General features: G+C 71.8%; 11 protein-coding genes. 3 read left to right on the top strand and 8 right to left on the bottom strand.

The features are described from left to right. Window positions 1-39 precede the first annotated feature (39 nt). From OIE69_RS16330 to OIE69_RS16305, 6 genes are all read right to left on the bottom strand, one after another. Window positions 40-1488: a catalase gene (locus OIE69_RS16330; RefSeq protein ID WP_326572659.1), complete on the bottom strand. Its 1449-nt coding sequence runs from the start codon at window positions 1486-1488 to the stop codon at window positions 40-42. A gap of 162 nt (window positions 1489-1650) precedes the next feature. Then, window positions 1651-4248 (bottom strand): SpoIIE family protein phosphatase, encoded by a 2598-nt coding sequence (locus OIE69_RS16325; protein WP_326572658.1) that lies wholly within the window; start codon window positions 4246-4248, stop codon window positions 1651-1653. 59 nt (window positions 4249-4307) lie between these two features. Next, window positions 4308-4994 (bottom strand): class I SAM-dependent DNA methyltransferase, encoded by a 687-nt coding sequence (locus OIE69_RS16320; protein WP_326572657.1) that lies wholly within the window; start codon window positions 4992-4994, stop codon window positions 4308-4310. Between the two features lie 127 nt (window positions 4995-5121). Beyond that, on the bottom strand, window positions 5122-5805 hold the full coding sequence (gene fomD / locus OIE69_RS16315) for a cytidylyl-2-hydroxypropylphosphonate hydrolase (protein ID WP_326572656.1): 684 nt from the start codon (window positions 5803-5805) through the stop codon (window positions 5122-5124). 100 nt (window positions 5806-5905) lie between these two features. After that, window positions 5906-7315, bottom strand: coding sequence for a class II fumarate hydratase (locus tag OIE69_RS16310; RefSeq protein WP_326572655.1), 1410 nt, complete (start codon window positions 7313-7315; stop codon window positions 5906-5908). 197 nt (window positions 7316-7512) lie between these two features. Beyond that, the gene (locus tag OIE69_RS16305) at window positions 7513-9186 is read right to left on the bottom strand and encodes a fumarate hydratase (RefSeq protein WP_326572654.1); all 1674 of its coding nucleotides are present in this window, start codon (window positions 9184-9186) and stop codon (window positions 7513-7515) included. Window positions 9187-9316: 130 nt separating this feature from the next. On the opposite strand from OIE69_RS16305, the gene OIE69_RS16300 reads away from it, so the two are divergent. Both OIE69_RS16300 and OIE69_RS16295 read left to right on the top strand, forming a co-directional pair. Then, on the top strand, window positions 9317-9994 hold the full coding sequence (locus OIE69_RS16300; RefSeq protein WP_326572653.1) for a DUF1707 SHOCT-like domain-containing protein: 678 nt from the start codon (window positions 9317-9319) through the stop codon (window positions 9992-9994). Between the two features lie 229 nt (window positions 9995-10223). Then, window positions 10224-10577 (top strand): WhiB family transcriptional regulator, encoded by a 354-nt coding sequence (locus tag OIE69_RS16295; protein WP_018561404.1) that lies wholly within the window; start codon window positions 10224-10226, stop codon window positions 10575-10577. An 82-nt stretch (window positions 10578-10659) separates the two neighbouring features. On the opposite strand, the gene glpX is transcribed toward OIE69_RS16295, so the two are convergent. Continuing rightward, on the bottom strand, window positions 10660-11703 hold the full coding sequence (glpX, locus tag OIE69_RS16290) for a class II fructose-bisphosphatase (RefSeq protein WP_326572652.1): 1044 nt from the start codon (window positions 11701-11703) through the stop codon (window positions 10660-10662). A 162-nt stretch (window positions 11704-11865) separates the two neighbouring features. Between glpX and OIE69_RS16285 the strand changes: the two genes are divergently transcribed. Next, a complete protein-coding gene (locus OIE69_RS16285; protein ID WP_326572651.1) occupies window positions 11866-12402 on the top strand; it encodes a DUF4245 domain-containing protein in 537 nt (178 codons plus the stop codon). Window positions 12403-12457: 55 nt separating this feature from the next. Here the strand turns inward: OIE69_RS16285 and OIE69_RS16280 are convergent, their stop codons facing one another. Then, window positions 12458-13051, bottom strand: a complete 594-nt coding sequence (locus OIE69_RS16280; RefSeq protein WP_326572650.1) for a malonic semialdehyde reductase — start codon at window positions 13049-13051, stop codon at window positions 12458-12460. Window positions 13052-13115 lie beyond the last annotated feature (64 nt).

Raw genomic sequence — 13115 nt, 5'->3', positions numbered from 1 at the left:
ATCACGTGCACCGGGGCTGCGGCCGTGGGGAGGTCCGGCCTACAGGCCGTTGACGTTGGCGGCGATGCGGTCGCCGACCTCCTTGTCGATGTTGCGCCAGTACTCGACCGCGCGCGCCAGGACGGGGGCGCTGACCCCGTTCTTCAGATGGCCCGACACGTTGGAGACCAGCCGGTCGCGGGCGGCGTCGTCCAGGACCTTCCGGACCATCGTCCCGGCCTGGCCGAAGTCGTCGTCCTCGCGGTGCAGCTTGTACGGCTCGTGCACCATGTTCCCCGCGACCTCCCAGCCGGCCGGGTCGCCGAAGCGGGCGATGTCGGCCTCGGGCCCGCCGACGGAGTTCGGCGCGTACGGGGCGGCGGTGCGCGACGGCTCGTAGCGCATCGGGCCGTCCTTGGCGTACGAGCGCACCTCGGTGTGCGGCCGGTTCGGCGGCAACTGGGCGTAGTTGGGGCCGATCCGGTAGCGGTGGGTGTCGGCGTACGAGAAGAGCCGGCCGAGGAGCATCTTGTCCGGCGAGGGACCGACGCCGGGCACCATGTTGTTGGGCTCGAAGGCGGCCTGCTCGATGTGGATGAAGTAGTCCTCGGGGTTCCTGTTCAGGGTCATCCGGCCGACCTCGATCAGCGGGTAGTCGCCGTGCGGCCACACCTTGGTGAGGTCGAAGGGGTTGAACCGGTAGTCCGCGGCGTCGTCGAACGGCATGACCTGCACGTACAGCGTCCACGAGGGGTGTTCGCCGCGCTCGATGGCCTGGAAGAGGTCCCGGCGGTGCAGATCGCCGTCGGCGCCCGCGAAGTGGTCGGCCTCCTCCTGGGTGAGGAAGTCGATGCCCTGGTCGGTCTTGAAGTGGTACTTGATCCAGTGCCGCTCGCCGCCGCCGTTGACCCACATGTAGGTGTGGGAGCCGTAGCCGTTCATGTGGCGGTAGGTCTTGGGCACGCCGCGGTCGCCCATCAGCCAGGTGACCATGTGCGCCGACTCGGGGGACAGCGTCCAGAAGTCCCACTGCATGTTGTTGTCACGCAGGCCGGAGTCCGGACGGCGCTTCTGGCTGCGGATGAAGTCCTGGAACTTCATCGCGTCGCGTACGAAGAAGACCGGGGTGTTGTTGCCGACCAGGTCGTAGTTGCCGTACTCGGTGTAGAACTTCAGGGCGAAGCCGCGCGGGTCGCGCCAGGTGTCGGGACTGCCCAGCTCGCCGGCGACCGTGGAGAAGCGGGCCAGCATCTCCGTGCGGCGTCCCGGCTGGAAGAGGTCGGCCTTGGTGAACTGGCTGACGTCGTTCGTCACCTCGAAGACGCCGTACGCGCCCGAGCCCTTGGCGTGCACCACACGCTCCGGGACCCGTTCGCGGTTGAACTGCGCCATCTTCTCGATCAGGTAGTGGTCCTGGAGAAGGACCGGTCCGTCCGAGCCCACCGTGAGCGAATGCGCGTCGCTCTCCACCGGGATCCCGGCGTTGTTGGTGGTGTAGGGGGTGCTCATGTGAGTGTGTCCTCCCGTCGATCTTCGGAAGAGTCCGTCGGGGGCTCCTGGTCGCTAACGACCACACAAACACTGAATCACCGGCTCGGCACGCCGGACAATGGCTTCACGCCATAGATCTGGACAATGTCCAAAAATAAAACGTGTACGGATACGGAGTGTCTACCGGTCGACACCGCCCGGAATGCCCATTTCGAACCAGACCACCTTCCCGGCGCTCAGCCGGGTCGCTCCCCAGCGCTGCGCCATCCGGTTGACCAGGTAGAGCCCTCGCCCGCCTTCGTCCTGCGGCTGGGCGTGGCGCATCCGCGGCAGCGTCGGGGCGTCGTCGCCGACCTCGCAGCGCAGCACGTCGGTGCGGAGCAGCCGCAGCGTGATGGGGCGCTCGGCGTACCGCACCGCATTGGTCACCACCTCGCTGACCAGCAGCTCCGTCGCCTCGGCCAGCGGCTCCAGGTTCCAGCGGCTGAGCGCCTGGCGCACCAGCCGCCGGGCCCGGCCGGCCGTCTGCGCCCGCGGCTCCAGGAACCAGTAGGCCACGTCGCGCGGCGCGATGCCGTCGAAACGGGCGGCCAGCAGCGCGATGTCGTCGTCCCGGTCGCCCGGGCCCACGATCTCCAGCACCTCGTCGCACAGCGGCTCCAGCGGTGGCGGGCACACCACCGCCGACGCCGTGTGCAACCGCTCGCGCAGCATCTCGATGCCGCCCCACACGTCACGGGCGCGGGACTCCACCAGGCCGTCGGTGTACAGCAGCAGCGTCGCCCCGGCCGGGGCGGGCAGCTCCACCGCCTCGAAGGGCACACCGCCCACGCCGATCGGCGCGCCCGGCGGCACGCGCAGCACCTCGGCCAGGCCGCTGGCGTGCAGCAGCACCGGCGGCGGATGGCCTGCGTTGGCGATGGTCACCCGGTGCGCTATCGGGTCGTAGACCGCGTAGATGCAGGTGGCCATGCGGTCCTGGCCGAGCCGCTGGGCCTGCTCGTCCAGGTGGTAGAGCACCTCCTGCGGCGACAGGTCCAGGCCCGCCAGGGTCTGCACGGTCGTCCGCAGCTGGCCCATGATCGCCGCCGAGGTCATGGAGTGGCCCATGACGTCGCCGACCACCAGCGCCACCCGGCTGCCCGGCAGCGGGATCGCGTCGTACCAGTCGCCGCCGACCCGGGCCGACTCGGCGGCGGGCAGGTAGCGGCTGGCCAGCCGGACCCCGGTGGGTTCCGGCAGGGAGTCCGGCAGCATCTCGCGCTGCAGGGAGTCGGCGATGGACGCCTCGCGGTCGTAGAGCACCGCCTTGTCCACGCCGAGCGCGGTGTGGGTGGCCAGCTGGGCCGCGATCAGCAGGTCGTCCGGGTCGAACGGGGCGCGCTCGGGACGGCGCAGCAGCACGGTCGCGCCGATCACCCGGCGGCGGCCGCGCAGTGGTGCCAGGATCGCCCGGCGTCCGGCCGGAAGGTCTAACGTCTCGCCGAACTCCGCGTCCCGGCAGCCCCCGACCAGCTCGCGGAGGGCCGCCGTGGACTGGGCGTTCTCGGAGAACACCGGACGCACCCCGCGCAGCACCTCGGCGAGCGGGCCGTCCATGGGGACGTTCACGACCTCGGCGGCCGAGCCGTAGGCGCCCTCCGTGGAGGGGACGACCGGCATGAGCAGGCCCTCCACCGGCTCCGGGGCGTCCTCGTCCGGAACCCGGTCGGTGCGCCGCAGCCGCAGCACCAGCGGACCGGAGGGGCGCTCGTCGCCCACCGGCAGCGGGTCGCGCAGGTAGACCAGGATCGCGTCGGCGAAGGCGGGCACCGCCGAGCGGCACAGGCCCAGCACGATCTCGTCCAGGTCCAGGCCGCGCGCGATGCGGCGGGTGGCCGCGCCGATGTAGCGCAGCCGATCGGTCTCGGCCTGTCCCGCCCGGCCGCGGTTCTGCGGGCCGATCTTCTTCAGCGGCTGGCCGCCGGTGGAGTCCTCGTCCACGGGGTGCCCGCCTGCGGGGCCGCCGCGGCCGCCCTGCCGGCCGGTCGCCCGGGAGGTGGGCAGTGTCGTGTCGGGGGTGCGCTGCCGGGTGCGGGACTCGCCGCCCTCCGGCTGCGCGGGGCCGGGAACGCCCGGGACGTCCGGGGTCCCGCCCCCCGCGGTGGCCCGGCGGCCGGGCTCCACGGGGGCGGCCATCGCGGTGGCGGCCCGCCGGTCCCGGCCGGCGGAGCGGTTCCAGGGCTCACCGGTCGCCGGGTCGCCGCTGGGGGCCTCGGGGGTGCGCAGCCGTACGGTCTGCCGTCCGCGCGCGCCGTCCGCGGGGACGGCGGTCATGTGCTGGACGGCGGCCACGCCCTCCCCGGCGACCACCCGGGCGGCCTGACGGTCCCGCACCTCGGAGGACTGCCGCGCGGAACGTCCGCCGCGCGCACGCCGGCCGCCACGGCCGGGTTTGGCGGGGGCGGGGGCCGACGCGGGGGCGTCGGAGGGGGTCTGACGCTGCGCCGGCGGCGTGGACGCGCCGCCGGGATCGCCGGCGCCACCGGCAGCCGCGCCGCGCTTGGCGCCGCCGCTCCGGCGGCCCCGGCGCGGGCGGTCGCCCGCCGCGGCCGGGTCCGGGGACCGTCCGGGGGCCTTCGCCCCGGACGGGGGCGCGGCCGCCTCGTCGCCCGGGCCGTCCGCGGGCAGCCGGAAGCCGGCCCGTGGATCCGGTACCGGTTCGGTGTCGCCCGGACGTGCCGGGCCCGCCGTCGTCCCCTGGACGGCGGCCTGCTCAGAAATGCGCTCCGTGCTCACGCTGGTCGTTCCATCCGGTCGGGTGCGTCACATGCCGGGCACGTGGCGGGGCGGCCGCGTCAGGCGGGTCGTCGGCAGTGCAGGAAGAGCTGCTCCTCCGGCGGCACTTCGGTGGTGTGCGGCGCGTACGCGTACGAATCCTCCTCAAGGACCGCGAATCCCGCTTCGGCGACCACCTGGCGCAATTCGTCCCGTAGATAACCCGATACCCGGATGGTGTTACCAAGGAACGGAATCGCGAAGTCGTCCACGTCGGCTTCCACCATCGAAAGGGTGAACATACCGCCCGGGAGGAGGAGGTCGTGGACGCTGCGCAGGGCCAGCGGGATCTCCACGCGAGGCAGCATCAGCAGCGAGAAGAAGGCCACGACGGCGTCGAAGCGGCCCAGGTCCTCCGGGCCGCCCGGTCCGTAGCGGCCGCCGGTCCGCAGATCGGCGATGTCGGCCCGGTGGAAGTCCGCCCGCGGTACATGCCGGCGGGCGAGGGCGAGCATCCCCGCGGAGAGGTCCACACCCGTCACCTTGTGCCCGGCCTCGACCAGCTGACGGCTGGTCGGCAGCCCCGTGCCGCAACCCAGGTCCAGGACCCGGGAGCCCGCGGGGAGCCGCGTCAGGAGCCGTTCGCCCGCGGTGACCTGGCCCCCCTTGTGCGGGAAGGCCTCGTCGTAGCGGTCACCTATGGCGTCGAACCCCTCGGCCTGGCCGGTGCGGTCCAGCCGTATGTCCTCGTAGCCGCCGACTCCCACAGCCCGGGCCTCCCGTATGACCTTGGTGACATAGCGTCAAACTCTAGTGTGAGCCTGTGTTTTGTGCAGCACTATGGGCCACGATCTTACGTTTGGGGTAGGGGTCCCGGGCAAGCCGCTCACGCGGTCACCTTGCCGGACGATCCCAGTCAACCGGAAGGGCCGGTACCGGCCACGCCGGATTCGGACGCCAGTGCTCCCATCCGTCCCGGAAGGGCCGCCCCCAGGCGCCGATCACCCCGACGGCCCGGCGGCCGGCCTCCCGCACCCGCTCGGCCGTGGCCGCCGTCATCAGGCCGGCGGTCTGCGCCTGCGCGAACTCGTCCTCGTCCCGCCACTGCCAGCCGCGGTCGGGGGTGACGTGGATGTCCAGGAAGTGGTCCTCCGAGTCGACCCCGCCCGACCAGCGTCGCCGCGGCTCCTCCAGGTTCACGTACCAGTTCTTGAAGCGCCAGCCCTGCTCCCAGAACAGCCACACCGACCAGGGCTCCTCCGGCCGGGCCAGCTTCAGCACGCCCGCGCCCCACCAGCGGTCCACGCACGTCGTACGCGGCTTGAGGTAGCGGGTCTCCAGCGGCTCGTGGTGGATCGGCGAGCCGTCCGCGAGGACCGGCTTGACGCACTCGGTGCCCGGCGCCATCCACACCGCCAGCAGTTCCGGGTCGTCGCGGACCACGGTCACCGGACGGCAGATGTGCACCGCGTCGCTGCCGTTGCCGCGGTAACGCCACAGCACCTGCTCGCCGGGGGCCCAGTGGCCCACGCCACCGTCCCGGCCGGCTCCCGGAGAAAGAAGGGTGTCCGCTGTCATGAACGGATCTTACGGACCCCGTGTCACGGAGGCGTCACCCTTGAGCCGAGCGTTCGTCACGCCGGGCGCGGGACGGCCGGGGCGGCGGCGCGCCGCGCCGTCAGGGCCGGGTCATCCGCAGCACGTCCAGCGCCTCGTCCAGCTGCTCCAGGGTGAGCAGCCCGCGCTCCACGTAGCCGGACTCCAGCACCACCTCGCGGATGGTCTTCCGCTCGGCCAGCGACCGCTTGGCGACCTTTGCCGCCTCCTCGTAACCGATGTACTTGTTGAGCGGGGTGACGACCGACGGCGAGGACTCCGCGTACTCACGGGCCCGCTCCGCGTTCGCCGTGATCCCGTCGACCGTGCGGTCCGCCAGCAGCCGGGAGACGTTCGCGAGCAGCCGGACCGACTCCAGGACGTTCCGGGCGATCACCGGGAGCATCACGTTCAGCTCGAAGTTGCCCGCGGCGCCGGCCGTCGTGATCGTCACGTCGTTGCCGATGACCTGCGCGGCCACCATCAGCACCGCCTCGGGGATCACCGGGTTCACCTTGCCCGGCATGATCGACGAACCGGGCTGCAGATCCGGCAGGGCGATCTCGGCGAGACCGGTGCGCGGCCCGGAGCCCATCCAGCGCAGATCGTTGGCGATCTTGGTCAGGCCCACGGCGATCGTGCGGAGCTGCCCGGAGGTCTCCACGACGCCGTCGCGGGCGCCCTGCGCCTCGAAGTGGTCCCGCGCCTCGGTCAGCGGCAGCCCGGTCGTCCGCGCCACCTCGGCGATCACCGCCGCCGAGAAGCCGGGCGGGGTGTTGATCCCCGTGCCGACCGCGGTGCCGCCCAGCGGCAGCTCCGCCAGCCGGGGCAGCGAGGCCCGCAGCCGCTCCACCCCGTACCGGACCTGGGCCGCGTAGCCGCCGAACTCCTGGCCCAGCGTCACCGGCGTGGCGTCCATCAGATGCGTACGGCCGGACTTCACCACGTCCGCGAACTCCGCGGCCTTGCGCTCCAGTGACGCCGCCAGGTGCTCCAGCGCCGGGATCAGGTCGCCGGTCACCGCGGCGGTCGCGGCGATGTGCAGGGAGGAGGGGAAGACGTCGTTGGAGGACTGGCTCGCGTTGACGTGGTCGTTGGGGTGCACCGCGCGGCCGAGCCGCTCGCCGGCCAGGGTCGCGATGACCTCGTTGGTGTTCATGTTGGACGAGGTACCGGACCCGGTCTGGAAGACGTCGATCGGGAAGTGCCCGTCCCAGCGCCCCTCGGCCACCTCGGCGGCGGCCTCCTGGATCGCCTCCGACACGTCCTTGTCCAGGACGCCCAGCTCCGCGTTGACCTTGGCCGCCGCCGCCTTGATCCGGGCGAGCGCCTCGATGTGGGCGCGCTCCAGACCGCGTCCGCTGATGGGGAAGTTCTCCACCGCCCGCTGGGTCTGCGCGCGCCACTTGGCATGGGCCGGGACGCGTACCTCGCCCATCGAGTCGTGCTCGGTGCGGTACTCGTGCTGGTCCCCTGCGTCCTGCTCGGGCATGGCCGGAATTCCTTCCATCGCGGACATCGTCGGGCGTACCGGGTACTTACCAGTAGAACCCCACGGTAGGACAGCGGCACGGCACGTTTCATTCCCCTTCGCGGCCGCCCCGGAGGCGGCCCCGCACGGGCCGGGGGAGGCCGGGGAAACAGGACGGCCCGGCACCGCGCACGCGGTGCCGGGCCGTCCCGGACGGGTCACGCCCGGGGGCGCACCGGGATGCTGGTGAACGTCGGCGCGGGCGCCGGATCGGTGAAGAAGTCGTTGCCCTTGTCGTCGACGACGATGAAGGCCGGGAAGTCCTCGACCTCGATCCTCCAGACCGCCTCCATGCCGAGCTCGGCGTACTCGACGACCTCGACCTTCTTGATGCAGTCCTGCGCCAGGCGCGCCGCCGGGCCGCCGATCGAGCCGAGGTAGAAGCCGCCGTGCGCGGCGCACGCGTCGGTGACCTGCCGGGAGCGGTTGCCCTTGGCGAGCATGACCTTGGAGCCGCCCGCGGCCTGGAACTGCTCGACGTAGGAGTCCATGCGGCCGGCGGTGGTGGGGCCGAAGGAGCCGGAGGCGTAGCCCTCGGGGGTCTTGGCCGGGCCCGCGTAGTAGACCGGGTGGTCGCGCAGGTACTGCGGCATCTCCTCGCCCGCGTCCAGCCGCTCCTTGATCTTCGCGTGCGCGATGTCGCGGGCGACGACCAGCGGGCCGGTCAGCGACAGCCGGGTCTTGACCGGGTACTTGGACAGCTCCGCCAGCACCTCGTCCATCGGGCGGTTGAGGTCGACGCGCACGACGTCCTCGTCCGACAGGTGGTCGTCGGTGGTCTCCGGCAGGTACCGGGCCGGGTCGGTCTCCAGCTGCTCCAGGAAGACGCCCTCGGCGGTGATCTTCGCCACGGCCTGGCGGTCGGCGGAGCAGGAGACGGCGATGGCGACCGGCAGGGAGGCGCCGTGCCGGGGCAGCCGCACCACGCGCACGTCGTGGCAGAAGTACTTGCCGCCGAACTGCGCGCCGATGCCGATCCTCTGCGTCAGCTCGAAGACCTTCTCCTCCAGCTCCTTGTCCCGGAAGCCGTGGCCGGCCGGGGAGCCCTCGCCGGGGAGCTCGTCCAGGTAGTGCGCGGAGGCGTACTTGGCGGTCTTCAGGGCGTACTCGGCGGAGGTGCCGCCGACCACGATCGCCAGGTGGTACGGCGGGCAGGCGGCCGTACCGAGCGAACGGATCTTCTCCTCCAGGAACTTCATCATGGAGGCCTCGTTCAGGACCGCCTTGGTCTCCTGGTAGAGGAAGGACTTGTTGGCCGAGCCGCCGCCCTTGGCCATGAAGAGGAACTTGTAGGCGCCGCCGTCGGTCGCGTACAGCTCGATCTGCGCGGGCAGGTTGGAGCCGGTGTTCTTCTCCTCCCACATGGTGATCGGGGCCATCTGGGAGTAGCGCAGGTTGAGCTTGGTGTACGCGTCGAAGATGCCGTGCGACAGGGCGGCCTCGTCGCCGCCCTGCGTGAGCACGTTCTGGCCGCGCTTGCCCATCACGATCGCGGTGCCCGTGTCCTGGCACATCGGCAGGACGCCGGCCGCGGCGATGTTGGCGTTCTTCAGCAGGTCCAGGGCGACGAAGCGGTCGTTGGGGGACGCCTCGGGGTCGTCGAGGATCCGCCGCAGCTGGGCGAGGTGCGCGGGCCGCAGGTAGTGGGAGATGTCGTGCATCGCCTCGGCGGCGAGCTTGCGCAGCGCCTCCGGCTCCACCTTGAGGAACGTCCGGCCGTCGGCCTCGAAGGTGCTGACGCCCTCGGAGGTGATCAGACGGTACGGAGTGGTGTCCTCACCGAGGGGGAGCAGGTCGGTATAGGCGAACTCCGGGTGGGAGGAAGGGGGCATTTGTGGACATCCTCACTGGCGCTGCGTCATAGAAGCCCAACAAGCGTAGAACGTTCGCGGGGTGCCGGATGTGTGAGGTGACCCTCACCGGGCCTAGTCGCGATCTATCGCGTCTGTGTACGGTAGTCCAGTGGATGAGTCGTCGCTCCAGAAGCGTGAACAGCACCCCGTGCGCCCCGTGGCCGAAGCCGACATTCGCGCGTCCGACGCGGACCGCGACCGGGTGGCCGACATCCTTCGCGATGCCCTCGCGGAGGGCCGTCTGACCACCGAGGAGCACTCCGAGCGGCTCGACGGGGTCTACGCGGCCAAGACCGTCGGCGAACTGGAGCCGTACGTCCGAGACCTCCCCGCGGGGCGCACCGCGAGCGCGCCCGCCCCGTCGCCGGGGGCGCACCAATGGGTGCCCGACGGCTCCGGGGAGAACCCCAACCTGATCGGCATCCTCGGCGGCGCCGAGCGCAAGGGCCGCTGGCGGGTCGGTTCGAAGATCAACGCCGTGGCCATCCTGGGCGGCGTCGTCATCGACCTCACCGAGGCCACCTTCACCAGTCCCGAGCTGGTCATCAACTGCACCGCCATCATGGGCGGCGTCGAGATCAGGGTCCCGGAGAACGTCACCCTGCACGGCGGCGGCGTCGTGGGGATCATGGGCGGCTCCGACGTGAAGGCGTACGAGGCGCCCGATCCGAACGCCCCGGTCATCAAGGTGCAGGGCTTCGCCTTCTGGGGCGGCGTCGAGGCCAAGCCGCGCCGCGGCAAGCGCGTGAAGAAGAAGGGGCTCGGCCCCGCAGAACTCGACGGCTGACCGCGGCGCGGGTCAACTCCCGTGCCACGCAAGGGGATCGGCGGCACACGGCACCGGCCCGGCGGGTGTCGCGCCCGGCACTGTGCGCATGAACGCGCGTACAGCGGGTAGGGCAAGGGGACACGTCGCTCGCCGCAGCCCTCCTCACGCCGACAGACCCGTGGAGAGCACCGGCACCGCAGCGACGGGCAAGGGTGACACCAAGCCGAGCCGTCGTCAGGAGTATCCCGTGCTTCAACCGATCGAGCCCCCGGCAGCCTCCAGGTCCTCCCTGAGTCACCCCCGGGACCTGGGCGGCCCATGGCACTCGGAGGCGGCGTGCCGCAGTGACGAGGCGGGTCTGTTCTTCGCGCCGTCCAAGGAGCCGACAGCGGCGCGGCTGTCCCGGGAGGAGGCCGCCAAGCGGGTGTGCGCGCGCTGCCCGGTGATGCTGGAGTGCCGCGAGCACGCGCTGCTCCAGCCCGAGCCCTACGGCGTGTGGGGCGGGATGACCGCCGCGGAGCGCAGGGTCGTGCTGGCCCGCCGCCGCCGCCGGGAGGCGGAACTGCAAAGGCCCGGAACGCGGATCGCCGCGGCGGGCTGAATCAACGGACGAGGACCGGGAGCCCGCCGCGCCGGCGGGCTCCCGGTCCTCGTGCGCACGGTGCGGCGCGGGCCGCGGCGGCTCAGCGCGCGCGGTCGAAGTCGATGGTGCTGTAGGCGCGCAGCTTCGACAGGCGGTGCGTGGAGTCGATCTGGCGGATCGTGCCGGACTTCGAGCGCATGACCAGCGACTGGGTGATGGCGGTCTCGGCGCGGTACCGCACTCCGCGCAGCAGTTCGCCGTCGGTGATGCCGGTGGCGACGAAGAACACGTTGTCGCCCCTGACCAGGTCGTCCGTGTGCAGGATCCGCTCCAGGTCGTGGCCCGCGTCCAGGGCGCGCTGCTTCTCCGCCTCGTCCTTCGGCCACAGCTTGCCCTGGATCGTGCCGCCGAGGCACTTGATGGCGCAGGCCGCGATGATGCCCTCGGGCGTTCCGCCGACGCCCATCAGCATGTCGACGCCGGTGCCCTCGCGGACGGCCATGATCGCGCCGGCCACGTCGCCGTCGGAGATGAACTTGATGCGCGCGCCGGTCTCCCGGATCTCCTTGACGATGCCCTCGTGACGGGGGCGGTCGAGGATGACGACCGTGACGTCCTCGGGGGCGCTGCCCTTCGCCTTGGCGACCCGGCGGATGTTGACCGAGGGCGGGGCGGTGATGTCGACGTAGTCGGCGGCCTCGGGGCCGGTGACCAGCTTGTCCATGTAGAAGACGGCCGAGGGGTCGTACATCGTGCCGCGGTCGGCGGCGGCGAGCACCGCGATGGCGTTGGGCATGCCCTTGGCGGTCAGGGTGGTGCCGTCGATCGGGTCAACGGCGATGTCGCACTCCGCGCCGTTCCCGTCTCCGATGCGCTCACCGTTGAAGAGCATCGGGGCCTCGTCCTTCTCCCCCTCGCCGATGACGACGACGCCGTTCATCGACACGGTGGAGACGAGGGTGCGCATGGCCTTGACGGCCGCGCCGTCCGCGCCGTTCTTGTCGCCGCGCCCGACCCAGCGGCCGGCCGCCATGGCGGCGGCCTCGGTGACCCGGACGAGCTCCAGGGCCAGGTTGCGGTCGGGGGCCTCGGGGTTCACCTCGAGTTGCGGCGGCAGGTTGTGGTTTTCGTGCTGCTCGGTCATCACAGCGCACCTTTCTGTACGAGGACGGCCGGGATAAGAGGGTGTTACGACCTTATCCGGACCCCGCCAGGATGAGCAGGGCACCCGTCACATGAGCGGATTTCCCGCAGGGTGCGACCCCGGGCGGCCGGACGGCCCGGGGCATGGGGGACCATAGGGGGCGTGGCAAAGAAGCGCGGCACGGAAACACTGCGGGACATGGTGCTCTCGATGGCGGCGATCGGGGTCGTCGCCGGAGGCATCTGGCTCTTCATCCCGCACGATGAGAACCACGACCCCGTCAAGCCCGTCGGCTACCGGGTCGAGCTCGACCAGGCACGGCGCGACGCCCCCTACGGGGTGGCGGCCCCGGAGGGGCTCGGCGAGGACTGGCGGGCGACCTCGGTGACGTACGAGTCCACCGACCCGGAAGCCGTGCGGTGGCACCTGGGCTTCGTCGACCCGAAGAACGAGTACGCGGCCGTCGAGCAGAGCAACGAGGCCACGGAGAAGTTCGTCGCCCGCAAGAGCCACGCGGCGAAGCGGGTCGGCACCCGCACCGTCGACGGCGAGACCTGGCAGCGCTACGAGGGCGACAAGTACGACGCGCTCGTGCGCGAGAAGGGCGGGGTGACCACGATGGTCACCGGCACGGCCCCGATGGCCCGGCTCGCGGAACTGGCCGCAGCGCTCGAGCAGCGGGGCGGCCGGCAGGGCTGAACCGCGTCACCGCCGCCGGCCTCGGGCCGGCGGCGGTGACGGCGACGGGTCCTCGTCAGACGGTGGTGACGACCTCGTCGTACGCCAGGCGGGGTCCGCGCTCGCGCCAGGCGTTCTCGCCCGGCTTGCCGATGTTGACCACGGCCAGTACGGAGTGGTCGCCGTCGGGGAAGAACTCCTTGTCGACGGCACCGGCGTCGTAGCCGGTCATGGGGCCGGCGGCCAGGCCCGCGGCCCGCACGCCCAGGATGAAGTAGCCGACCTGCAGCGCGGCGTTGAAGCCCGCGGACGCCTCACGTGCCGGGCGCTCACCGAAGAGCACCTCCTTGGCCTGCGGGAAGGCCGGGAACTGGGCCGGCAGCTCCTCGTGGAACTCGTTGTCGGCGGCCAGGACCGCGACCAGCGGCGCCGCGGCGGTCTTCGCCCGGTTGCCCTCGTTCATGTGGCGCACCAGGCGCTCGCGGGCCTCGGGGGAGCGCACCAGCACGATGCGCAGCGGCTGCTGGTTGTAGGCGGTGGGGGCGTACTTGACCAGGTCGTACACGTCCTGGACCTGCTCCTCGGTCACCGGCTCGTCGGTGAACGCGTTGGCGGTGCGCGCCTCGCGGAAGAGGAGGTTCTGGGCGGCGGGGTCCAGCTGGAGCGTCATGGGGTACCTCGGTGGGGGTGTGGAGCGGCGCCCTGGGGACGGGCGCGTCGGAACTCCCCATCAG

It is taken from the genome of Actinacidiphila glaucinigra, assembly GCF_035918135.1.
In the GTDB taxonomy this organism is placed as follows: Bacteria; Actinomycetota; Actinomycetes; order Streptomycetales; family Streptomycetaceae; genus Actinacidiphila; species Actinacidiphila glaucinigra.
This window is presented reverse-complemented; position numbering and strand designations above follow the sequence as displayed.

Bases quoted from the DNA above. Each gene is read 5' to 3' on its own strand.
- OIE69_RS16330 (WP_326572659.1), bottom strand. From the start codon at position 1,488: ATGAGCACCCCCTACACCACCAACAACGCCGGGATCCCGGTGGAGAGC.
- glpX (WP_326572652.1), bottom strand. From the start codon at position 11,703: ATGACCGAGCAGCACGAAAACCACAACCTGCCGCCGCAACTCGAGGTG.
- OIE69_RS16310 (WP_326572655.1), bottom strand. From the start codon at position 7,315: ATGCCCGAGCAGGACGCAGGGGACCAGCACGAGTACCGCACCGAGCAC.
- fomD (WP_326572656.1), bottom strand. From the start codon at position 5,805: ATGACAGCGGACACCCTTCTTTCTCCGGGAGCCGGCCGGGACGGTGGC.
- OIE69_RS16280 (WP_326572650.1), bottom strand. From the start codon at position 13,051: ATGACGCTCCAGCTGGACCCCGCCGCCCAGAACCTCCTCTTCCGCGAG.
- OIE69_RS16305 (WP_326572654.1), bottom strand. From the start codon at position 9,186: ATGCCCCCTTCCTCCCACCCGGAGTTCGCCTATACCGACCTGCTCCCC.